The sequence below is a fragment of the Streptomyces radicis genome, assembly GCF_003626575.1.
Lineage (GTDB): Bacteria > Actinomycetota > Actinomycetes > Streptomycetales > Streptomycetaceae > Streptomyces > Streptomyces radicis.
This window is the reverse complement of record NZ_RBDY01000005.1, coordinates 251,542-272,609: the sequence shown is the minus strand read 5'-3', so window position 1 is coordinate 272,609 and position 21,068 is coordinate 251,542. Positions and strand designations below refer to the sequence as shown.

Here is a 21,068-nt window from a genome sequence, read left to right as displayed (position 1 = left end):
TTCCAAGGCGTCGTGCATCGAAAGGCTAATGGATGCGGTGCACGGTGTCTCGATTCATGGGTCGTGGGCCGGTGGACGGTCCACCGCTCGCGCGGGCGCCGTCGACCTACGGGCCGACGCCGACGGGGGCGGAACGGCGCTGCGGCGCCGGGTCGTCGGGACCCGTCTCGTGGTGTGCCGTCTACCGTGCCGCCGACGCCTCATGGCCCCGGTGACCCTCCACGGCCCCCGGGACCGAGGCGGAGAGAACCCGACCCAGGAGGACATCCTGTGAGACCCGCCCGTTCACTGCCCCTGGCCCTCACCGCCCTCGCCGCCCTCACCGCGACACTCATCGCGCCGACGACCGCATGGGCCGCCGAAGCGGAACTCACCCCGGGCCCCGAAGCCGTCACCGCCAGCACCAGCGACGACAACGTTCCCGCCGACGCCGTCGACGGCGACCTCACCACCCGCTGGTCCGGCGAAGGCGACAACGCCTGGCTCCGGTTGGACCTCGGCACCACCCACACCGTCACCCATGTCAAACTCGCCGTCCACCGAGGCACCACCCGCCGCAACCTCTTCGAACTCCAACACTGGGACGGCTCGCGCTGGGTCACCATCCACGAGGGCCGCACCAGCGGTACCACCACAGCCCTCGAGACCTTCACCTTCGACGAGCCGGTGGAAACGTCGAGGATCCGCTACCTCGGCCACGGCTACGAAGGAGACGGCGAAGGCGACTGGAACAGCCTCACCGAGATCGAGATCTGGGGCGACGACGACGGTGACGACGGCGGTGGTGACGACGGTGGCGGCGGTGGTGGTGACGACGAACTCCCGTACGGCACCGACGGCAATGGCAACCCGAGGACCGACGACTGCACGGTCCGCGCCGACTCCGACCCGCAGGCGGCCGTCGACGACGCCTCGGACGGCGACATCGTCTGCGTCAGGCCGGGCGACCACTCCGACACGACGCTGGTCGTCGACAAGCCGATCACCGTTCGGGCCAACGGCCCCGTCACGGTGCGGAACATCGTCGTCAGCGGCAGCGACGCGACCGTCGACGGCTTCACGGTGGTCGGTGACGCGCTGGACGACCCGTCGACGGGGATCAAGTTCTCCGGCAGCGGGCACACGATCACCGGCAACCTGGTGACGGGCAAGCGGATCCACTACGCCATCGCGTGCGACTACGACGACTGCGCGAGCGACGTGCTGATCTCCCGCAACACCGTGACCGGGACCAACAATTTCGGCGTCTACCTCTGGGGCGGCTCCGACATCACGGTCGAGTGGAACAACATCTACGACCTGTGGTCCGACGACGGGAACGACGACGTCGACGGCATGCGCGTCTGGGGCAGCGGCCACACCATCCGCAACAACTACGTGCACGACCTCAACGCCAACAAGGGCGAGGGCGAGCCGCACGCCGACTGCGTCCAGACGTACCAGAACAGCGGGAGAACCGTTGAATCACACAATGTCACCGTGGAGAACAACTACTGCGTACGCGTCTCGGGCCAGTGCCTGATCATGCAGAACGGGCACCGCCCGACCGCCGACATCCGCGACTTCACCTACCGCGGCAACGTGTGTGAGTCGTTCGGCAGCCAGAACATCGAGCTGGGCAGCGTCCCCGGCGCCGTCATCGAGAACAACATCCTGCTCGGCGGGGTCGACGGCCATGTCCTGACGTTCCACGGCACGGTGGACGACCTGGACACGACGGACGTCAGGCTGCGCAACAACATCCTGGTGAGCGCCGGGGGTTCCACCTACGCCGACGGCAGCAGGGACGCGCTGACCGACGACACGGACAACATCGAGCTGCTCGATCCCTCGGTGGCCGACGACTGGCGCGAGTTCGAGGGCAATCCCGACGCGCCGGTGCGGGCGATCAACCCCGACGACTTCACCCGGTTCCGCGCCGTGGCCCAAGGGGCCGACGTCGTCGACGAGGGCAGCGCCCCCCACAGCCCCGGCTTCGTCCAGGACGTCGACGGCGCGTCACGCGTCAGGGGCGCGGCCATCGACATCGGCCCGTTCGAGCTCGCCTGACGTTCCCGCACGCCGGTCCGGCACGACCGACGGGCCGAGGGCGTTCTGTCAGCTCCCGGAGTCATCAGGGGGGTTGGGGTGGGCGTGTGGGTGTTGGCGATAGCGGAGGAGGAGGTGGGTGCCGAGGACGAGGAGGCCGGAGAAGCCGAGCATGACGGTGCCCTGGGCGAGGATGAGGCGCATGCGGTCGCCGAGGGGCAGGTCGCCGCCGTAGGTGAGCTGGATGCTGCTGATGATGAAGGCGATCGCGGTGACAAAGACCGTGATCATGGTGATGAGGTGGTTGGTGGCGGAGTTGAGCCGGGTTTCGACCTGGCGGTAGGCGTCGTTCTGCCGGTCCCACTGCCGCCGGTGGGCGGCTGTCTCGGCGCCGCGTTGCCGACCCTCGAGGATGAGCTCGCGCTTGGCGAGGTACTGCTCCTGGAGTTGGGCGTGGCTGCCGCGGCTGCCGATGGCCGGGAGCAGCGCGAGGGCGAGGTCGATGGCCTCGAGCGCGTCGTCGTGCTCCTTGTTGAGGTGGAGGCCGGTGGCGAGCCGGAAGACGAAGAGGTGGTTCTCGGGCCACTGCGCGGCCGCCTCGCGGGCGCGGTCGCGCAGCAGCTCGCCCTGGCCGTCGAACGGTACGGCGGCGGAGAGGGCGTTGAGGCACAGGTCGACCGTGTGCACGGTGCGTCGGGGGGAGTACCAGGTGTGGTCGAGGAGGTCGGCGGCGTGCTCGGTGGTGAGGCGGCGGCTGCCGAAGGCCGCGAACGCGCGCAGCGCGGTGAAGACCGGTCCGCCGCGGTGGGGACCTGCGGCCAGGGCGAGCATCGAGGACTCGATGAAGGAGTGCAGCTCGTCGAAGCGGAAGTTCGCGCGGAGCTTCCCCGCGTGGTAGAGGGCGGCGAAGAACGCGATGTCGGCCGAGCCGACGATCTCCGCGCAGGCGTCGGTGATCTCGGTCGCGGATTCCTCGCTGTCCCGGGTGATGAAGGCGTAACCCAGCGCCCACTTCTGCTCGACCTCGGCGCGATGGGCCTGCCCTGTGCCGTCCGCGGCGTCCTGGAGGTGCTGATGGAGCCAGCCGGCGCACTCCGCGGCGGTGCGCACCGAGGGCCTGGCAAGGAAGCGCAGCCGCCAGTAGCGGTCGGCGCAGATGAGGAAGGGGTCTCCGGTGAAGTTCGCCGAGCCGATGCGGAACGGTGGCTCGGTCCCGGCCTCGACCAGCGAACGTGCCACCTCCTCGCACACGCGGTCCAGCTCGCGGGAGTCCTCGGTGGCGACCTGGCTGAGGCGCGCGGTGATCGAATTACCCTCCATGGCACCGTACTTACCACGTATCGCTGCGCTGCGAGGCCGGACCCGCGTAAAATCCGCCGTCATGCGCGTGGATGTCGTCACCGCCGCTCATGCCCCGAACGCCAGGTACCTCACGGCGGCCTGGTCATCCCTGCGCGCCCAGACGCACCGCGACTGGCGGTGGCTGATCCAGATCGACGGTGCCGACGCCCGCCCGCTCCAGGCCGCGCTGCGCGCGTGCGGCGCGGCGGGCGACCCCCGGGTGAGTGTCGGGGTCCACAGCACCACCGAGGGCCCCGCCGTCTCAAGGAACGTCGCCCTGGGACGTTCCACCGCGCCTCTCATCCAGAACCTCGACGCCGACGACGAGCTCGAACCCTCGGCCCTGGCCGATCTCTCCCTGGCTCTCGACGGGTACCGGCTTGCGGGGTTCGCCGCGGGGCAGGCGCGTGACCTGCTGCCGTCTGGGGAGCTGCGGAGCGCTCAACTGCCGCTGTCGAGCGGGCGGTTGGCCCGTGGTGTGCTGCTGGAGCACTGGTCCACCGCGCCGGGGGGCTATCGGCTGCCCATCCATCCGGCGGGGGTGATGTGGCGGCGCGACCTGTTGGTCTCCCTGGGCGGCTGGTCGGCGATGCGCGGCATGGAGGACACCGGCACGCTGATGGCCGCCTCCGCGCGGGCCGCGGGTGTCCTCATAGCGGCTCCGACGCTGCGCTACCGCAAGCACCCGGGGCAGATCTCCGGACAGAAGTCGAATTTCGCCGGGGGGGGGGGCACAGATTTCACTCATTCGCCAAAGGGCGCTGCACCTGCTCACCGCGCCGGCTTGGGCACCTTCGTCACCACCATCCTGTTCGGACCAGCAGAACCCGAGCTGAGGCGGCTACCCCCCGATTATCGGGTCATCGCACCCCTGCGGGGCGGGCTTTCCGCAACAGAGCGGCTCCCCCCGGATGTCAACCGGGGGGACACCGCCGGGCGGGCGTCTCTCCCGCTGCGCGCGCCCGAGCAGTTGGGCCGCGACGGAGTCGGTCCCAACGGCATCGCGTGGCATCCGTCCGGCTTCCTGCTGGTGGCCCGCCACGAGACCGGATCCCTGCTGCGGGTCCCGGTCCACGACCCCGGCGGCATCCGCCCGGTGGCCCTCGACGAGCCCGCCGCGACCTCGTCGACGCCCTTCGCCGGACAAGGCCGGGGTGCGTGAAAAACAAGAGGTGTTGGCCGAATCCCGGCCAACACCACGCGTGGGCATACTGGTTGTGTCCGAGGGGGGACTTGAACCCCCACGCCCTTAATCGGGCACTAGCACCTCAAGCTAGCGCGTCTGCCATTCCGCCACCCGGACGGGGTGTGTGCGCTACGGGTTGACCGTTGCGGCGACGGGGAAACCATATCAAGCTCAGGGGGGTGCTCTCACCCGCGTTTCGGCGCGGTGGGCCGGGCCAAGGGCCGTGTGGGGACTCGGAGTCGGCGAGCTTGAGGAGGCTTGGGCCATGTCCGGAGGCGACGCCTGGATCAGGCGGTTCCACCCGGCGCACGCGGGGCGCACGCGCCTGGTGTGCTTTCCCCACGCGGGAGGGTCGGCCAGCTTCTACCACCCGCTCTCGGCCGCCCTGCACCCCGATGTCGAGGTGCTGACCGTGCAGTACCCGGGGCGCCAGGACCGCAGGGGCGAGCCGTTCGCGACGGAGATCCTGCCGCTCGCCGAGCGCGTCGCCGAGGCGCTCGGGCCCTGGCAGCGCGAGCCCTGGGCGTTCTTCGGGCACAGCATGGGGGCCGTACTGGCGTTCGAGACGGCGCGCGTGCTGGAGCGCACGCCGGGGGCGCCGCCGTTGTCCGCGCTCGTCGTCTCGGGGCGGCGCGCGCCCGCGACGCGGCGCGACGAGGCGTTCCACCGGGAGGACGACGACGGGCTGATCGCCGAGATCCGGCGGCTGAACGGCACCGAGAGCGGCGTGCTCGACAACGAGGAGCTGCTGCGGATGGTCCTGCCCGCGGTGCGCAACGACTACCGCGCCATCGAGACCTACCGCGGCGATCCCGAGGCCAGGATCAACGCCCCGATCTCGGCGTTCATCGGCGACCGCGACCCCAAGTCCACCGTGGCGGAGGCCGAGCGCTGGGCCGGTCACACGGAGGCGGGCTTCGACCTGCACGTCTTCGAGGGCGGTCACTTCTATCTGGTCGATCGGCAGGTGGAAGTGGTGCAGCGCATCACCGACTGCCTCAAGCGCGCCGCCGGTCGCTGACCCGGCGCGCCCGGACGCCGCCTAGCGCGTCTCGGGTGCCTCCTCGCCGGCGGCCGAGGCGCCGAGCGACTTCAACCACGAGGGGCCGCTGAGGAGTTCGAGCAGGAGCAGGAGCCTGGTCAGCGGCTCCCACTCCGCCGACGCGTCCGGGGGCACGAGCAGCGCCCAGACGGCCTTGCCGTGCCGGTCCGGCGTCGTCCAGCCCCAGCGCTCCGCGAGCGACTCGAGCACGTGCAGGCCGCGGCCCGACTCCTCGAAGTGGTCGGGCTCCTTCAGGCGCGGGACCTCGGTGCCCGGGTCGAACACCGCGCACAGGACCGAGCCGCCGCAGTGCACGAACGTCAGCAGGATCGGCTGCCGCGGCGTGGCGGGCGGCAGCGGCGCGCGCTCGCCCTGCCGGGGCAGGCCGTAGCGCATGGCGTTGGTCACTAACTCCGAGACGATCACGGTCGCGTCGTCGGTCAGCGCGTCAAGTCCCCAGCCAGCCAGGGTCGTTCGCGTCATGCGCCGGGCGGATGACGGCGTCTCGGGGGCGTCGGGGAGCGGGAACGTCGCGAACCCCGCCGTGTCGACGGCCCTTCCTCCCGGTAGCTGCCCGGCATGGAGCGGTGCCATGGCGGCGAACGGGAGAGCTGGCATCAAGACCTCCGCGACGTAGTGACGTGACCCTCGACGGCGACGGATCCGTTGGGTCCATCCTTGTGGACCGAGCGTATCGCTGCAAGTACACCTGAAAGAACTAATGTAAGAACAGATGCAAGAACAGGTGCAAGAACGCTCGGTTCGTGGGCAGGATTTGTCCAGTAGCCGTCCACACCCACACCTCACCCCCGGGCGGCGCGACCCCACATAGGAGTGCACATGCCGAAGATCGCCAACGGTGTCCCGGCCGGCCTGATCGAGGGAGCGGCCTGGCGGAAGAGCGCGCGGAGCAACCCCAACGGGAACTGTGTGGAGATGGCCGGCCTGCCCGGTGGCGACGTGGCCGTACGCAACTCCCGTGACCCCGAGGGCCCCGCGCTGATCTACACCCACGCCGAGATGACGGCGTTCATCCAGGGTGCGAAGGACGGCGACTTCGACGACCTGGTCGACGTCGGCTGACCGGCTCACCCTGAGTGGCGCCTGAGCGACTGTACGCCTCGCCCGAACAGTGCAACACTTGGGCGCGAATTCAACACTCAGGGGACACACATGGCGTCAGCTCAGGCAGGCCGCGCCTCGGCGGTGCGCGACATCCTCGCGCACCCGCGGGGCGGGCCCACCGTTCTGCGGATCGTGCTCGGCACCCACCTGCGGCGGTTGCGCGAGGCGTGCGGCATCACGCGCGAGGCCGCAGGGGACGCGATCCGCGGTTCGCACGCGAAGATCAGCAGGCTTGAGTTGGGCCGGGTGGGCGCCAAGGAGCGGGACATCGCCGACCTCCTCACGCTGTACGGCGTGGAGGACGAGTCCCAGCGCGAGCAGTTCCTGACGCTCGCCCGGCAGGCCAACGTGCCGGGCTGGTGGCAGCGGTACAGCGACGTCCTGCCGCCGTGGTTCGAGACGATGATCGGCCTCGAGGAGGCCGCCTCGGTCATCCGCACCTATGAGGTGCAGTTCATCCCTGGGCTGCTCCAGACCGCGGACTACGCGCGTGCCTGCATCCGCCTCGGCAACCCCAGGGCCTCCGACCGCGAGGTCAACCGCCGTGTCGAGCTGCGGATGGAGCGCCAGCGCTTCCTGATGGCGGCGGGGGCGCCCAAGCTGTGGGCCGTGGTGGACGAGGCCGCGCTGCGCCGCCCGCTCGGCGGCGACGAGGCGATGCGCCAGCAGATCAAGCACCTGCGCGAGCTGTCCGAGCGGCCGAACATCACCGTTCAGATAGCGCCATTCCGGCTCGGTGGGCTGGCCGCCGCGGGCGGACCGATCACGATCCTGCGCTTCCTCGAGCCCGATCTGCCCGACATCGTCTACCTGGAGCAGCTCAACAGCGCGCTCTACCTGGACAAGCGGGACGACGTCGAGGACTACCTCGCGGTCATGGACAGCCTGTGCGCCACGGCCGAGCCCCATGGCAAGACGGCCGAGCTGCTCGACCACATCAGGCTCAGGGACGAGCTGAAGCGCAACTAGGCCCTGACCGGGCGGTTTCCGAGGACCGGTCCGCGTCCGTCCGTCCGTCGGGCACGGCGCTGCCCCAGGCCGGGGAGGCGTGGACCCGAGGAAGATCGTCCGGGCCCGCCCCCCCCGGCCGACATCCGGGGGGCGGGCCCGGAACGCCCGGCAAGGGCTACGGCTTGCGGGCCACGCCGCCGAACTCGATCCACTCGTCGGTCTTCTGCTTGGGGCCCAGCTCCGAGTCGGGGCGCCAGGTGCTGATCTCCACCAGGCCGGGGTCCAGGATCTCAAGACCTTCGAAGTACCGCTCGACCTCGTGCGGTTCACGCAGTCGGCCCCAGTTGCCGCCCGTGCTCTCCACGAGGAAGTCGGTGAGCCGCTTGCGGGTCTCCGCGTCGTCGCTCACGAGCTGGTTGATCACCAGGAAGCTCCCCGAGGGCAGCTGGTCGACCACCCGGCGGATGACGTCCCAGGGGTCGCTGGAGTCGGGGATGCAGTGCAGCACCGAGACGAACAACGCGCCCACCGGCTCGTCGAAGTCGATCAGCCGCTGGACATCGGGGTGGGCGAAGATGGCGTCGGTGTCCCTGAAGTCGGCCTGGATCACGGCCGTCTTGTCGTTCTCCTGGAGCAGCGCGCGCCCGTGGGCCAGCACGATCGGGTCGTTGTCGATGTAGACCACGCGCGACGACGGGTCGATCCGCTGCGACACCTGGTGCACGTTGTCCTGGGTGGGCAGCCCTGAGCCGTGGTCGATGAACTGCCGGATGCCGTAGTCCTCGGCCAGGATCCTGACCACGCGCTGGAGGAAGCGGCGGTTGTTGATCGCCAGCGGCCGCGAACTGGGCGCCGCCTTCTCCAACTCCGCGTAAGCCGCCCGGTCCACGGCGTAGTTGTCCTTGCCACCCAGGGCGTAGTCGTAGATGCGCGCGACGCTGGGGACGTTGACGTTGATCTCCGGTGGGGCTTCCTCGCGGGCTTCGGCCATGCTGTCCACTCTCCCTCGATATGGTTCTTCCCGAATTCAAATCCTCGCATGTCAGCGAGAGTTGACGGACCGTCGGCTCCGGATCCGAAGGCCCTCGCCCGGCTCAGGCGGCCACCCGCTCGTCCAGCCACGCGACGAGTGCGGCGAACACCTCATGCCGGTTGGTCTCGTTGAGGATCTCGTGGCGCGCGCCCTCCCAGGCCCGCCAGCTCAACTCGCGGGTGCCCGCGTGGCGGAGATCCTCGAGCAGCTCGTACACCAGCGTCATCCCCGAGTGGCACGGGTCCTGGTCGCCGACCACGACATGGACGGGCAGGTCGCGCGGGATGTCGGCCTGCCGCGCCGGGTCGTTGATCTTCCGCACGCCCGTCACCCAGTCGAGCGAGAGCCCCGCGCTGAACGGGAACCCGCAGCGCTCGTCGGCGACATACGCGTCCACCTCCGCCTCGTCCCGCGAGAGCCACTCGAAGCCGGTGCGGAACGGGTACGGGTCGTTGAACGACGCGAACAGGTCCGGCACGAACGACGACCGGGCGCCGCGCCCGCCGCGTTCGATCTCCGCGCCGAGCCGCCGGATCGCCGTCTCCGGCTCGCACCCGGGCAGGGAGCGGAAAGTCCCGCACAGGATCAGCCCGTTGAGCGCGGCGCCGTGCTCCTGCGCGTAGTCGCGGGCCAGTTGGGAGCCCATCGAGTGCCCGAACAGCGCGAACGGCAGCCCCGGCAGCTCCGCGCGGGCGCGTTCGCCGACGGCGTGCAGGTCATCGACCACCGCGCGCCAGCCCGACGCGCCCACCACGCCGAGGCCGCCGGTGTGCCGGGCGGTCGCGCCGTGGCCGCGGTGGTCGGAGGCGATCACCGCGTAGCCGTGCGCGGTCAGGTGGCGGGCGAACGCGTCGTAGCGCAGGGCGTGTTCGGCGGCGCCATGGGCCAACTGCACCCAGCCGCGCGGCGGGACGCCCTCGGGCAGCCAGGTCCAGGTGGCGATGGGAACGCCGTCGGTCGCGGTCGTGTGGTCGGCGCGGGGCGCCGCCGTGCGCTGGGTGTCCACGAATCCCTCCTCGTCCAGGACGATGCCGGGTCAGGGCCAGTATGGAACGTCGCCCGGTGGCCGGGCCTCAGGTCGCGTGGAGCGCCGTGAAGCGGTGCAGCGCCGCCTGGGCGTGGACCAGCCGCTCGTCGAGCGGCCCTTTCGCCGCCGCGCGGTAACGGCCCCTGGCGTGGCCGAAGGTCAGCGGGCGCCGCCCCAGCGGGCCGCGCCGCCACGCGACGCTCTTGGGCCGCCCCCAGGTCAGCAGCTGGGTGACAAGGCCGAAGGTGCCGAGCGCCACGAGCAGCGAGATCAGCAGCACGAGCAGCCACAGCGGCAGCAGCGCGGTGAACGCGAGCCAGCCCGCCGCGGTGCCCTGGCGTCCGGTGACCGGTGGCCCGCCGTCGGCGGGGTGGATCGCCCACGTCGCGCGGCGCAGCAGCGGCGTGCGGGACCGGGCGACCGTGCCGAGCGGGCGGCCCTCCGCGTCCATGACGTCGAACAGGCGCGGCCAGGCCACCGGTTCGCGCGGCTCCACGGTCGCGAGCGGCGCGCCGTCAGGCGCGAACAGGTCGAGCGCGGGGTGCGGGGCCGCCCCGCCGAGCCTGGCGCGTTCCTCCACCTCGGCCACGGTCACCTCCGCGAGGACCACCTCGGCCGCGGCCACCTCGCCCGAGGCGCTCAGGCCCCGCCGCGCGCCCCGGGCCTCCCGGCCCGCCGCGGGCCGCAGCCGGACCGTGGCCAGGGGCGCGCGCCCCGGGTGCCCGGCGATCGTCAGCGTCTCGCCCACCGCCCAGGCGCCCGTGCGCATCCCGGTCGCCCCCTCGACCTCCACCGTGAAGCCCACCGACCCGACCGCCGCCATGCCGCTCCCTTCGCATCCCTTCGAACGCCCTCTGCCGTGACACTGCCCGGTGATCCCCGCCGGGACGCGGATGACCCGGTGTCATCGAGCGGGTAACGTGGCGTCGTTGCCGGACCACGGAGGGGGACATGGAGGTTTTCGGCCCAGCGATCATCGCCGCCCTGGCCAACGCGATGGTGACAGGCGCGGGGCAGGAGGCCGGACGCGTCTCCGTCGCGCCGCTGGCCGCGCTGCTCGGCCGGATGCGCCGCGGGCGCCGCGCCGACGGCGACGACGGGCCGCCGCCCGAGCCGACCGACGACCCGGCGGAGATGCGGCGGCTGGCCGAGGCCATCGTCGAACGCGCCCGTGACGACGAGGAGATCGCCGCCCTCCTGCGGCGGTTCGCGCGCGAGGAGACCCCCGAGCGACTGGCCGTCATCGAGCCGCCCTACGCGTCGTTCGTCAACCGCGACGAGGCCATCGCCCAGGTGCGCGAGCTGGTGGCCGAGGCGCCCGAGCGGCCCCGGCTGCTGCTCATCGTCGGCGAGGCCGGGATCGGCAAGAGTGCCCTGGCCGTTCGGCTGGCCCAGGAGCTCGACGACCTGTTGCCAGGCGACCAACTCCACGTCGACCTCAGGGGACACGCGCCTGACGAGGCGCTGACGCCCAGCGCGGCGGCGACCGACCTGCTGTACAAGCTCGGCTCCTACCCCGGCACGGTCGGGCCCGGGTTCGCCGAGCAACGCGCCCTGCTCCAGCGGCGGTTGCGCGGGAACCGAGCCCTGGTGATCCTCGACAACGCCGAGTCGCCCGAGCAGGTGGACCAGCTCGTGGTGGGCGGTCCAGGGTCGCTCTTCGTGGTCACCACCCGGCACCGGATGCCGAGCCTGGTCGGCACGTACGGCGCCCGCGTGCTGCTGCTCGGGCCGCTCGCCGACACCCATGTCGAGCGGCTGCTGATCGAGGACGGCCGCGTGGACCCCGGCGCCCTGGCCGCTCCCGAGGCACGGGAGCTGGTCCGCCGCTGCGGGGGCCACCCGGCCAGGGTGTGGGACGTCGTGGCCCAACTCGCCCATGGCGAACGGCTGGAGGAGATCGCCCGCGCCGGAGCGGGTGGCGACCCCTGGCCCGATCCGGTGGAACGCCGCTACCTGGCCCTCGGCCCCGCCGCCGCCCGGCTGCACCGGCTGCTCGGGCAGCTGCCGCCGGTCGTGCAGGGCGCGGGCCCCGTCGCGGCCCTGGCCGGGCTGGCCGACGAGGCCGAGGCGGAGGCCCTGCTGACGGAGCTGGCGGAGCGGCGCCTTGTCGAGGTCAGCCGCCCCGAGGGGCCCCGCAGGTATCAGCAGACCGCGGACGCCCACCGGCACGCCGTGACGCTCGCGGACCCCGACGCCGAGGCGGCGGTGGAACGTTGGCTCGCCCGGTGCCTGGCCACCGCGGTGGAGGCCGAGGTCAGCGTCATGCGCGGGCGCTGGTACGTCGGGGCGGTGGCCAGGGCGCAGGCCCGCAGCGAGCCCGTGCACTCCCGCAAGAGGGCGCTCGACCTGCTGCTCACCGAGCGCGCGGTGCTGGTCGCGGCCGTGCGCACCGCGGCGGAGCGCGAGCGGTTCGCGCTCGTGTGGCAGCTGTGCGAGGCCATGTGGGGCCTGCACCTGCGGCGCGGCTTCCACGAGGACTGCCTGCGCACCCACGCCCTCGGCATCGGCGCCGCGTTGGCCGTCGGCGACTCCCGAGCGCTGGCGCGCACGCGCGTGCAGCGCGGCTTCTCGCTCATGGCGCTCGGCCAACTCAACGCCGCCGAGGCGGACTTCCGCGCCGCGTTCGCCGCCGAGCGCGACGACCATCCGCGTGGCCGCGCCACGGCCCTCGAGTCGCTCGGCCTGCTGCGGCTGCGGCAGCGGCGGTTCGCCGACGCGCTCGACCTCTTCCACGAGGCCCTCACCTTCGCCGAACGGGCCGGTGACCCAAGGGCGTTGGCCCTGCTGGCGCACCACGTCGGGCGCGCGCGGTACGGCGCGGGCACCTACCCCGAGGCCCTGCGCCAACTGGACGCCGCGCTCGCCGAGATGCGGGCCCTGCCGACCCCCGACCGGTACAACGAGGCCCGGGTGCTGACGAGTCTGGGCGAGGCCAGGCTCGCGGCGGGCGATCGCGCGGGCGCGCGTGGGCCCTTGGACGCCGCGCTCGCGATCATGGCCGACGAGGAGGGCGCGTTGATCCAGGAGGCCGCGATCACCGAGCTGCGCGCCCGCTGCGAGGACGACGCCGAGCGCCGCCGCGAGCTGTGGCAACGCGCCCGCCAGGTGCACAAGACGACAGGGGACATCGCGGGGGAGGAGCGCGTTCAGGCCCTGCTCAGGGCAGAGGGGCCCGGGGGAGGGGCAGGTCGGTGACCGCGACGCGGTGGCGCGCCACGCCGGTGCGCACCGTGATGCCACCGGCCAGCTCGTCGAGGGACTTGCCCCGGCTCAGCCAGGCGTGGAGCGCGGACGCGTAGACCGCGGGGTCGCACAGGTCAGGGCCGCCGTCGGGGGCCGGGACGGCCATGATCCGCAGCAGCCGCCCGTCCCTCGTGCGCACGGTGCAGCGGTCGGGACCCGAGACGAAGACGGTGAGTGCCGCCCCGGGGTGGCGCGCGGCCGCGTCGGCGGTCCAGGCGCTGCCGGGGCCGAGGCGGGGGTCGTCGTCGCGGCCCCGGCGCACGATCACCGCGGCCAGGGCGAGGCGGCCGGGGTCGGCGCACTCCTCGTCGACGGACACGTGGACGTCGTGCACGGTCCAGCCGCGCTCGGGGGCGGGCCCCGCGAAGCGGGCCACCTCGATCTCGGGCGGCTCGCCCGGGCCCGCGCCGAGCAGGCGGGTCAGCACGGTCAACGGCGCGGTGCGCGTGGGGGGTTGGAACGCGGGCAGCGGCAACGGGTCGAGCAGCGCGGGCCGTTCCCGCGGCTCGGGGAGGCCGATCAGCCGGTAGCTCAGCTCCCGCAGCAGGGTGGCCGACTCGCCTGGCGCGGAGGTGAGTTGGCCCGTGATGGCGGCATAGCGGCCGGGGTCGTGGCCCTCGATCGCCTCGGTCAGCTGGGGGAGCAGCGCGGCGGCCGGGCGCAACGCCGGTGCGGCGCGGCCGAGTCGGGCGACGGGCGAGGCGGGGTCGAGCCGGTCGGCGGGGAACGCGCCGAGCAGCACCGGGGTGCCGAGGGCGGCGGCGTAGAAGGTGACGGAGCCGAAGTCGCCCAGGACGCAGTCGGCGGCGACGAGCGCCTGCTGCCAGCCGTCGAGCGGGTCGGCGAGCGTCAGCCCCGCCGCCTCCGCCGCCCGGCACCAGGCCCTGATCTGTCCCGGGCCGTGCGCGTACCAGATGTTGGGGTGGAGCACGGCCGCCACCCGGTACTCGTCGGCGGGCAGCTCGGCGACCAGCCGGGGGAGCAGGGCGGGCAGGATGTCGTCGCCGCTGTCGCCGAAGAGGGAGTCGGGGTTCCACGTGGAGTTGAGGAGGACGAGCCGCTGGCCCTCGCCGACGCCCAGCGCCCGGCGGAAGCGTGCGCGGTCGGCGCGGGCCGCGAGCAGCCGGTCGTAGCAGGGGTCACCGGCGAGCACGGCCGTCGGAGCGGCCTCGGGGCAGGCGGCGCGCAACCGTTCACGCTGCTCGGGGTGGGAGAGCACGATGGTGTGCGCGATGGGCCGCCCCCGGTGCAGCAGCCACTCGGGCGCCATCCCGAACACAGGCGGGCCCTCGGCCCCGGCGTTCGGCGTTCGGCGTTCGGCGTTCGGCGTTCGGCGTTCGGCGTTCGGCGTTCGGCGTTCGGCGTTCGGCGTTCGGCGTTCGGCGTTCGGCGTTGCCAGCGTCTTATTATATCCCGCGCCATGGGAGAGAACGACCAATGTGCCCTGGATTTCATGCAATTGACCGCCGTAGCTGGCGCTGATGGCCAGGTCCACCGGGGTGCGCACGGCCTGCTCCCAAGGCAGCACGGGCAGCCCGAGCCGGGCGAACAGCTCGGGCACCCCGGCCTGGAACGGCGACGAGCCGGTGCAGGTCACCAGCAGTTGGATCCGCAGGTCGTCGCGGAAGAGCGGCAGGATGTCGAGCAGGCGGGTCGCCGCGGTGACGTTGTGCACCACGAGCAGCACCCGGCGGCACCGCCCTCGCGTGACCCACTCCTCGGCCCCCGCCCCGACCGGCACCCTTATCTCGTCCCCCTGGACTCCCTGGAGCATCCGCCCAACATAAGCCACCGCGGACCGCGGACACGCGTCGCTCCGCGAGCGAAGGCTCAGTGCCGGGAGAGCTGGGCGAGCAGGCCCATGCCCGTGCGGGTGGTCGAGCGGGCGTTGGCGCTCAGGATCACCACGGCCGTCCGGTGCTCGGGGGCGAGGGCGATGAGGGCCTGGTGGCCGCCGGTGCCGCCGTTGTGCATCGCGGGTGAGCGCCATCGCCGCGGCCAACGGGGCGGCCACCAGGGCGCCGGGGCGGCCGTGGCCGAGCCGCTCCGCGGCGCGTTCCACCAGCTCGTCGAGCGCTGTCGCGGTCCGCGTCCAGGTCGCCCCGGCGTTGCGCGCCCGGCGCACCAGGACCGCCTCGTCGCGCTCCAGGCGCTGACGCAGCTCACTGGTGGCACGCAGTGCCTCCAACGGATCGGACTCCTCGGTGAGCGGGGAGAGGTCGACATCGCCCATGGGGTCAACCTCGGTTGACGAGGATGGCCCTGTCGACCCGGGTTGACGGGTGGAAGGGGGCCCCGCCGTGTCGCCGCCGAGCGGGGCATCCGAGGATGTGCATCACGGCGCGGGGCGCGAGCGCGCGCCGGAGAGGGAGAAGCCTGGTGGATACGCGAGTGACGGTGGTCGGCGAGACCCTGGTCGACCTGCTGTGGCCGGTCGGCGCGCGCGAGGTGCGGGCCGTGCCGGGGGGCAGCCCTGCCAATGTCGCGGTGGGACTCCACCGCCTCGAGCGCCCCGTGACGCTGCTCACCGCGTGGGGCGACGACCCGCCGGGCGCGCTGGTCCGCGACCACCTGGCGCGCATCGGCGTCGAGGTGCGCAGGCTGCCGTCCGACGCGGGCCGCACCATCGTGGCGCTCGCGTATCTGGACGAGGGCGGCGCGGCCACCTATGACTTCCTCGCCGAGTGGGCGCCGAGCCACGTGCCGGTGCCCGAGGACACGGCCGTGCTGCACACCGGGTCGCTCGCCACGGTCGTCGAGCCGGGCGCCTCGCGCATGCTCGCCCTCTGCGGCGAGCAGCGCGGCCTGGGCAGGACGGTCGTGGTCGACCTCAACGTCCGCCCCGCCGTGCAGCCCGACCGCGACGCCTATCGCGCGGTGTGCGCGCGGCTGGCCGGGGTCGCCGACGTGGTGAAGGCCAGCGACGAGGACCTGTCCTGGCTCTACCCGGGGCTCGCCCCGGCCGAGGCCGCGCGCCAACTCCTCGCCGCCGGGCCCGCGTTGACCGTGGTGACCCTGGGCGCCGAGGGCGCACTCGCGGTGGCGCGCGCCGATGAGGCGCGCGTAGGCGCCCCGCGTGTCGAGGTGGTGGACACCGTCGGGGCGGGGGACGCGTTCCAGAGCGCGCTGCTCGACGCCATCGCCGAGCGGGGCGGTCCGCCCGAGGGCGCACAGGCCCTGCGCGAGGTGCTGACGACATGTGCGCTCTCCGCCTCGATCACGTGTACGCGGGAAGGTGCCGACCCCCCGTCGAAGGCGGAACTGTTGGCGGTGTGACTCCCTTGTGTGGGACTTGAGTACGCCTTAACAGGGCGGAAACGTAAGGCGCCTGAGCGGCCGACAGATCGCGCGACGAGGGTCGCGGGGGCGGTGGTCGGCTCGCGTGACGATGATACGATCGCCGGGCTTGCCAAACGGGCTGAGGGCGCGTAAGCCATAGGGCCAACTGGTAAATCAGCCAAGAGGGTTCATCCCAAGGAGCGTTATGCCGTCAGAGGGGCATAGGGAGCCGAAGTGGCGGCCGGGTGTGCTCTGGCTGCTGTTCGTGCGGCCGAGGTCATCCCTCGCGCACGGGCGGGCTCCGTCGTCGTGCCCGTTCGGCTGAGGGGACGAACCTGCTTCGGGGGAAAGCGGATTCGAGAACCCAAGGCACCCTCATTTCTTGCACCTGGTGGTCTAGTTTGAAGAGAAATCAATGACCGATTACCTACAGGATCCAGCGCTTTGGGGTCTTGTCGTCGGCACCCCCCTTGCCGCGGCGACCATCTACCGGGCGCGGAAGTCCAACGTCAAGCTCCGCAAAGAGCGGGCCGAGCTCGAGACGCGCCATCACGAGCTGGAGTCCAACTTCAGCGAGGCTGTGGACGATGCCCGACTCCGCGCCGAAGAAGCCACGAAGACGGCCCTGAAGTCCGCGATGCGAACGCTCCAGGGTCTTGCCAACGAACAGCAGTTGGCGATCTCCAAGATTCAGGACAAGTACGGCGACCAGGGTATTCTCCAGGACCTCCTGGGAATCGACCACATGAACTCCCAGTTCGGTCGTCGTGCCCAGTCCGTCGCCGTGCTCTGTGACGGATGGCTCGGCCGTGCGCGCAGTGTCGCATCGGTGTATGACGTGGCACGCAGTGCCAAGGGGCGCATCCGCCATTACACGCGCGTGGAAATCCGCTCGCAGACGAACTTCGCCATCATCAGCCAGGCCGTCGAGCCGGTCGCGCTGGTGCTCGCGGAGCTGCTGGACAACGCGACCAGCTACTCGTCGCCCGAGGCGGCCATCGAAATCAACATCAGGACCGTGCCCAAGGGCGTCTGCGTCATCATCGACGACGCCGGTGTGGGCATGAACGAAGAGGAGAAGACGAGGGCTCAGCGTCTCCTCTCCGGTGAGAACCCCGTGGGCGTCACCGAGCTCGGGAACCCGCCGCAGTTCGGTTTCGCGGTCATCGGCGTGCTCGCCGCTCGGTACGGATTCAGCGTCTCCGTGGACTCGTCCTCCCCGTACGGCGGGGTGCGGGCCGTGGTCCTCCTCCCCCAGGAGCTGCTCACCAGCATGCCCGAACCGCAGGAACCGACCGAGTCCGAGTACCTGGCAGACGAGGAGGTCGAGGCCACCGGGACCACGGCGGGCGGGCTGCCCAAGCGTCGGCGGCGCGGGGCCATCGCCATCGTGCCGACGGGGGACTCCGCCAACTCGGCGGCCGGCAGGTCGAGCGAGGAGACCGCCTCCATCATGGGCGCGTTCCAGCGGGGCACCCAGTCCGGTCGCACCCAGTCCGGTCGCAGCACAGAGCCGAGCAGGGAAGGGCATGACGTCCAGTGAATAGCGAACTGTCTTGGATGCTTGAGGGCGCGCTCGAGGTCCCGGGCGCCCGGCACGCGATCCTCGTCTCGGCCGACGGTCTGCTCATGGCGCACTCCACCAAGGTCGACCGGGACCAGGCGGACACCGTCGCGGCGGCCATGAGCGGCATGCAGTCGCTCAGCCGCACGGTCGCCGGCTTCAGCGGCGGCGCCGCGATGAAGTGGCGGCAGACGGTCGTCGAGTTCGACGGCGGCTGGGTCTTCCTGATCTCGGCGGGAGAGGGCGCCTACCTCGCCGTCTCGGCCGCACCCAACGTCGACATGGCCGACATCACCTTCCGGATGCAGCAGCTCGTGGCGCAGCTCGGAAAGGCCATGATGACGCCGCCCCGCCAGAATACGGGTATTCAGGCATGACGACGCCTTCCGATGATGATCTCGAACCACCTGTCGATCCCCTGGAGCCCGAGTACGTCGAATTAGTGCGACCGTATGTCATCACCAACGGTCGCGACGTCTCGGACACCAGTAGGTTCGAGCTGATCACCCTGGTCACCGCGGCCGATGACACCCAGCGCAAAGCACACCTCGACCCGGAGAAGCGGGAATTGGTGACGCTGTGCGAAGGGGGTTATCTCTCCGTCGCCGAGATCGCGGGACACCTGAAGCTGCCGGTCGGCATCGTCAAGGTTCTCCTGGTCGATCTCGTGGAGAACGGTCTCATTCTGACGCGTCGTCCGATTCCACCGGCACAGCTTGCCGACATTCAGGTTCTCCAGGAGGTGCTGGATGGTCTCCAGGCCCGTTTCGGATGACACCGTGCATCTGAACGAGAAAGTCCAGATCGCGGCGAAGATCCTGGTGGTCGGGCACTTTGCGGTGGGAAAGACGACCTTTATCGGCACGATGTCCGAGATTCCTCCACTGCGCACGGAAGAAACCATGACGCAGGCCGGGGAAAGCGTTGACGACCTCAAGGGGATCAAGGGCAAGACGACCACCACTGTCGCCATGGACTTCGGTCGGCTCACACTGACCGACCGACTCGTCCTCTACCTGTTCGGAACGCCGGGTCAGCAGCGTTTCGTTCAGGTGTGGGAAGACATGTCGCGCGGTGCGCTCGGAGCACTGGTGCTCGTCGATCCACAGCGGCTGAAGGAATCCTTCGCCGTCATGGACCTGGTCGAGAAGTACGGCATCCCGTATGCCATCGCTGTCAACCACTTCGATGGCACGCCGGTCCGGTCCGACGAGGAATTGCGGGAAGCCCTCGACCTCCTTCCCGAGACCCCGGTCGTCACCTGCGACGCGCGGGACACGAAATCATCGGCGAATGCGCTGATGGTGCTGGTCCGCTACTTGCAGAGCCGCACCCGTAAGGAGTAAGAATGCACTCTTCCGACTCAGTCTCACCCCCGCCTGGCTGCCCGGCCCATCAGGCCGGGGGGCCGGGGCAGAAGGACGATTTCCGCACCCCGCTCTACGGGGCCGAGTTCGCCGCCGACCCGGGGGCCTTCTACGCCTATCTGCGCCACTACGGCGTGGCCGCGCCCGTGGAGCTGGCCCCCGGGGTGCCCGCCACCCTGGTGACCGACTACTCCGCGGCGCTGCACGTCCTCCAGAACTCCGAGCTGTTCTCCAAGGACTCGAGGCGCTGGCGGGACTTCACCGAGGGCCGCGTCCCCGCGGACAGCCCCGTCGTCCCGATGATGGCCTACCGGCCCAACGCCCTGTTCTCGGACGGGGCCCCGCACCTGCGGCTGCGCCAGGCGATCACCGACAGCATGAGCCGGATCGACACCCACCGGCTCAGCCGCCAGGTCGAGCGGGTCTCGACGTACCTCGTGGACCAGTTCTCGGCGCGCGGCTCGGCCGACCTGATCAACGACTACGCCAAGCTGCTGTCCCTGCTGGTGTTCAACGACATCTTCGGGTGCCCCGAGGAGATCGGTGACCGGCTCGTCGAGGGGTTCTCCAACCTCTTCGACGGCATCGACACCGAGAACGCCAACCAGGAGGTCGTCGGCGCGCTGAGCGAGCTGGTCGCCCACAAGCGCGCCAAGCCGGGCAGCGACGTGACGACGTGGCTGATGGAGCACCCGTCGAACCTCACCGACGAGGAGATGGTGCACCAGCTCGTCACCCTGATCGCGGGCGGCTCCGAGCCGATGCGCAATCTGATGGCGACGTGCATGCTCCTGATCCTGTCGGACGCGCGGTTCTTCGGCGGCCAGTACGGTGGCGCGCTCCTGGTGGAGGACGCCATCGACGAGGTGCTGTGGAACAGCCCGCCGTTCGCCAACTACGGGATCCACTACCCGACCCAGGACGTGGACCTCTTCGGCGTCAAGCTGGCCGCGGGCGACCCCGTGGTGGTCAGCTTCGCCGCGGCGAACACCGACCCCGCGCTGTCCTCGTCGCGCCAGACGCTCAGCAAGCGGGCCCACCTGGCCTGGAGCGCCGGTCCCCACGCCTGCCCGGCCAAGGACCCCGCCCAGCTCATCGCCATCGCGGCGATCGAGAAGCTGCTCAACGAGCTTCCCGACGTCGAGCTGGCCGTGGCCGTCGACAGCCTGACGTGGCGGCCGGGGCCGTTCCACCGGGCGCTCGCCACGCTCCCGGTGCGCTTCAGCCCGGTGCGCAAGGCCCGCCCCCAGCCCTCGGCGCCGCAGCCGCAGCAGTCGGCGGCGGACCAGGACCGCGCCAAGAAGCGCGAGAAGGCGGGGAGGGGCGGCCTGTGGAGCTCGTTCCTCTCCTGGTGGCGTGAATAGAGTCCGGTGACACGGAGCGGTATTTCAAGGACCGGTAAAGACAAAGGAAAGGAAAGGAGAGGCGAGCTTGATGACGTCAGCTGACCCGACGCCGTTAGGCCCGCCCTCCCGAATCCTCGGCAGAGAATTCTCGGTATTTCCGCTTCCACGCATGACAGTTGGCCGACCCCAGACACCGGGGGTCGGCCAACTGTCATGCGTGGGGCTGTTGGGACGACGGGTGAAGCAGGCGGAACGGGGATTCTTCCCCTCGTACTTGACGCATAAACATCCTTGGTTCGATTCGCCAGTTAGATTTCAGTCACAGCGGTTGAGGGATGATTTCCGGCGTTACGTTTGCTCTGGGCGGTATGCTGCTGGCATATGTATGGGTACGATCTGGCCCGAACGCGCGCACTGCCGTACATGAGGAGCTGTCGCCCGTATGTCGTGTGACATTCAACCCTCTGCCAGAGCATGCCCTTTTTCCGGTTGTTCATCTGCGCCTAGCACATCATCCCCCGTTCCGCCATGCC

General features: G+C 71.1%; 20 protein-coding genes and 1 tRNA gene. 13 read left to right on the top strand and 8 right to left on the bottom strand.

Annotated elements, in window-relative coordinates; all coding sequences use genetic code 11:
- Window positions 1–270 precede the first annotated feature (270 nt).
- On the top strand, window positions 271–2,049 hold the full coding sequence (locus D7318_RS10525; protein WP_183091351.1) for a discoidin domain-containing protein: 1,779 nt from the start codon (window positions 271–273) through the stop codon (window positions 2,047–2,049).
- Window positions 2,050–2,097: 48 nt separating this feature from the next.
- Here the strand turns inward: D7318_RS10525 and D7318_RS10520 are convergent, their stop codons facing one another.
- Window positions 2,098–3,348, bottom strand: coding sequence for a hypothetical protein (locus D7318_RS10520; protein ID WP_183091350.1), 1,251 nt, complete (start codon window positions 3,346–3,348; stop codon window positions 2,098–2,100).
- Window positions 3,349–3,409: 61 nt separating this feature from the next.
- Here D7318_RS10520 and D7318_RS10515 point away from each other — a divergent pair, with 61 nt between their 5' ends.
- Window positions 3,410–4,531, top strand: coding sequence for a glycosyltransferase family 2 protein (locus D7318_RS10515; RefSeq protein ID WP_220729595.1), 1,122 nt, complete (start codon window positions 3,410–3,412; stop codon window positions 4,529–4,531).
- A gap of 56 nt (window positions 4,532–4,587) precedes the next feature.
- Here the strand turns inward: D7318_RS10515 and D7318_RS10505 are convergent.
- A tRNA-Leu gene (locus D7318_RS10505) sits at window positions 4,588–4,672 on the bottom strand.
- Window positions 4,673–4,820: 148 nt separating this feature from the next.
- Between D7318_RS10505 and D7318_RS10500 the strand changes: the two genes are divergently transcribed.
- Window positions 4,821–5,576 (top strand): thioesterase II family protein, encoded by a 756-nt coding sequence (locus tag D7318_RS10500; protein ID WP_120696636.1) that lies wholly within the window; start codon window positions 4,821–4,823, stop codon window positions 5,574–5,576.
- A 21-nt stretch (window positions 5,577–5,597) separates the two neighbouring features.
- Here D7318_RS10500 and D7318_RS10495 read toward each other — a convergent pair whose 3' ends face one another.
- Complete coding sequence (locus D7318_RS10495) at window positions 5,598–6,215, bottom strand: ATP-binding protein (protein WP_147437656.1); 618 nt, start codon at window positions 6,213–6,215, stop codon at window positions 5,598–5,600.
- Between the two features lie 222 nt (window positions 6,216–6,437).
- Here D7318_RS10495 and D7318_RS10490 point away from each other — a divergent pair, with 222 nt between their 5' ends.
- Both D7318_RS10490 and D7318_RS10485 read left to right on the top strand, forming a co-directional pair.
- A complete protein-coding gene (locus D7318_RS10490; RefSeq protein WP_120696634.1) occupies window positions 6,438–6,680 on the top strand; it encodes a DUF397 domain-containing protein in 243 nt (80 codons plus the stop codon).
- 90 nt (window positions 6,681–6,770) lie between these two features.
- Entirely contained in the window at window positions 6,771–7,691 is a 921-nt protein-coding gene (locus D7318_RS10485; RefSeq protein ID WP_120696633.1) for a helix-turn-helix domain-containing protein, read from the top strand.
- 157 nt (window positions 7,692–7,848) lie between these two features.
- On the opposite strand, the gene D7318_RS10480 is transcribed toward D7318_RS10485, so the two are convergent.
- The 3 genes from D7318_RS10480 to D7318_RS10470 all read right to left on the bottom strand — a co-directional run bounded on the left by D7318_RS10480 (window position 7,849) and on the right by D7318_RS10470 (window position 10,556).
- On the bottom strand, window positions 7,849–8,664 hold the full coding sequence (locus D7318_RS10480; RefSeq protein WP_120696632.1) for an SAM-dependent methyltransferase: 816 nt from the start codon (window positions 8,662–8,664) through the stop codon (window positions 7,849–7,851).
- A 103-nt stretch (window positions 8,665–8,767) separates the two neighbouring features.
- Window positions 8,768–9,712 carry an alpha/beta fold hydrolase gene (locus D7318_RS10475; protein ID WP_120696631.1) on the bottom strand — a complete coding sequence of 315 codons (945 nt, stop codon included), beginning with the start codon at window positions 9,710–9,712 and terminating at the stop codon, window positions 8,768–8,770.
- Window positions 9,713–9,779: 67 nt separating this feature from the next.
- Complete coding sequence (locus D7318_RS10470) at window positions 9,780–10,556, bottom strand: hypothetical protein (RefSeq protein WP_120696630.1); 777 nt, start codon at window positions 10,554–10,556, stop codon at window positions 9,780–9,782.
- A 128-nt stretch (window positions 10,557–10,684) separates the two neighbouring features.
- On the opposite strand from D7318_RS10470, the gene D7318_RS10465 reads away from it, so the two are divergent.
- Entirely contained in the window at window positions 10,685–12,931 is a 2,247-nt protein-coding gene (locus D7318_RS10465; protein ID WP_120696629.1) for an AAA family ATPase, read from the top strand.
- Here D7318_RS10465 and D7318_RS10460 read toward each other — a convergent pair.
- Together D7318_RS10460 and D7318_RS32765 are read right to left on the bottom strand one after the other, a co-directional pair.
- Window positions 12,894–14,753 (bottom strand): hypothetical protein, encoded by a 1,860-nt coding sequence (locus D7318_RS10460; protein ID WP_147437655.1) that lies wholly within the window; start codon window positions 14,751–14,753, stop codon window positions 12,894–12,896. The genes D7318_RS10465 and D7318_RS10460 overlap by 38 nt on opposite strands.
- Before the next feature lie 56 nt (window positions 14,754–14,809).
- On the bottom strand, window positions 14,810–14,953 hold the full coding sequence (locus tag D7318_RS32765; RefSeq protein WP_183091349.1) for a hypothetical protein: 144 nt from the start codon (window positions 14,951–14,953) through the stop codon (window positions 14,810–14,812).
- A 5-nt stretch (window positions 14,954–14,958) separates the two neighbouring features.
- Between D7318_RS32765 and D7318_RS32760 the strand changes: the two genes are divergently transcribed.
- From D7318_RS32760 to D7318_RS10425, 7 genes are all read left to right on the top strand, one after another.
- Window positions 14,959–15,135, top strand: coding sequence for a hypothetical protein (locus tag D7318_RS32760; protein ID WP_183091348.1), 177 nt, complete (start codon window positions 14,959–14,961; stop codon window positions 15,133–15,135).
- Window positions 15,136–15,358: 223 nt separating this feature from the next.
- Entirely contained in the window at window positions 15,359–16,255 is an 897-nt protein-coding gene (locus D7318_RS10450) for a carbohydrate kinase family protein (protein ID WP_230423617.1), read from the top strand.
- A 418-nt stretch (window positions 16,256–16,673) separates the two neighbouring features.
- On the top strand, window positions 16,674–17,801 hold the full coding sequence (locus tag D7318_RS10445; RefSeq protein ID WP_120696625.1) for an ATP-binding protein: 1,128 nt from the start codon (window positions 16,674–16,676) through the stop codon (window positions 17,799–17,801).
- A complete protein-coding gene (locus D7318_RS10440; protein WP_120696624.1) occupies window positions 17,798–18,199 on the top strand; it encodes a roadblock/LC7 domain-containing protein in 402 nt (133 codons plus the stop codon). Before D7318_RS10445 ends, D7318_RS10440 begins: the two co-directional genes overlap by 4 nt.
- Complete coding sequence (locus tag D7318_RS10435) at window positions 18,196–18,597, top strand: DUF742 domain-containing protein (protein ID WP_120696623.1); 402 nt, start codon at window positions 18,196–18,198, stop codon at window positions 18,595–18,597. Before D7318_RS10440 ends, D7318_RS10435 begins: the two co-directional genes overlap by 4 nt.
- Window positions 18,572–19,168 carry a GTP-binding protein gene (locus D7318_RS10430; protein ID WP_120696622.1) on the top strand — a complete coding sequence of 199 codons (597 nt, stop codon included), beginning with the start codon at window positions 18,572–18,574 and terminating at the stop codon, window positions 19,166–19,168. The genes D7318_RS10435 and D7318_RS10430 overlap by 26 nt, the downstream gene beginning before the upstream one ends.
- Before the next feature lie 2 nt (window positions 19,169–19,170).
- Window positions 19,171–20,553, top strand: a complete 1,383-nt coding sequence (locus D7318_RS10425) for a cytochrome P450 (protein WP_120696621.1) — start codon at window positions 19,171–19,173, stop codon at window positions 20,551–20,553.
- Window positions 20,554–21,068: the final 515 nt, after the last annotated feature.

Bases quoted from the DNA above. Each gene is read 5' to 3' on its own strand.
- D7318_RS10520 (WP_183091350.1), bottom strand. From the start codon at position 3,348: ATGGAGGGTAATTCGATCACCGCGCGCCTCAGCCAGGTCGCCACCGAG.
- D7318_RS10515 (WP_220729595.1), top strand. From the start codon at position 3,410: ATGCGCGTGGATGTCGTCACCGCCGCTCATGCCCCGAACGCCAGGTAC.
- D7318_RS10500 (WP_120696636.1), top strand. From the start codon at position 4,821: ATGTCCGGAGGCGACGCCTGGATCAGGCGGTTCCACCCGGCGCACGCG.
- D7318_RS10495 (WP_147437656.1), bottom strand. From the start codon at position 6,215: ATGCCAGCTCTCCCGTTCGCCGCCATGGCACCGCTCCATGCCGGGCAG.
- D7318_RS10490 (WP_120696634.1), top strand. From the start codon at position 6,438: ATGCCGAAGATCGCCAACGGTGTCCCGGCCGGCCTGATCGAGGGAGCG.
- D7318_RS10485 (WP_120696633.1), top strand. From the start codon at position 6,771: ATGGCGTCAGCTCAGGCAGGCCGCGCCTCGGCGGTGCGCGACATCCTC.
- D7318_RS10480 (WP_120696632.1), bottom strand. From the start codon at position 8,664: ATGGCCGAAGCCCGCGAGGAAGCCCCACCGGAGATCAACGTCAACGTC.
- D7318_RS10470 (WP_120696630.1), bottom strand. From the start codon at position 10,556: ATGGCGGCGGTCGGGTCGGTGGGCTTCACGGTGGAGGTCGAGGGGGCG.
- D7318_RS10465 (WP_120696629.1), top strand. From the start codon at position 10,685: ATGGAGGTTTTCGGCCCAGCGATCATCGCCGCCCTGGCCAACGCGATG.
- D7318_RS10460 (WP_147437655.1), bottom strand. From the start codon at position 14,753: ATGCTCCAGGGAGTCCAGGGGGACGAGATAAGGGTGCCGGTCGGGGCG.
- D7318_RS32765 (WP_183091349.1), bottom strand. From the start codon at position 14,953: ATGCACAACGGCGGCACCGGCGGCCACCAGGCCCTCATCGCCCTCGCC.
- D7318_RS10445 (WP_120696625.1), top strand. From the start codon at position 16,674: ATGACCGATTACCTACAGGATCCAGCGCTTTGGGGTCTTGTCGTCGGC.
- D7318_RS10435 (WP_120696623.1), top strand. From the start codon at position 18,196: ATGACGACGCCTTCCGATGATGATCTCGAACCACCTGTCGATCCCCTG.
- D7318_RS10430 (WP_120696622.1), top strand. From the start codon at position 18,572: ATGGTCTCCAGGCCCGTTTCGGATGACACCGTGCATCTGAACGAGAAA.
- D7318_RS10425 (WP_120696621.1), top strand. From the start codon at position 19,171: ATGCACTCTTCCGACTCAGTCTCACCCCCGCCTGGCTGCCCGGCCCAT.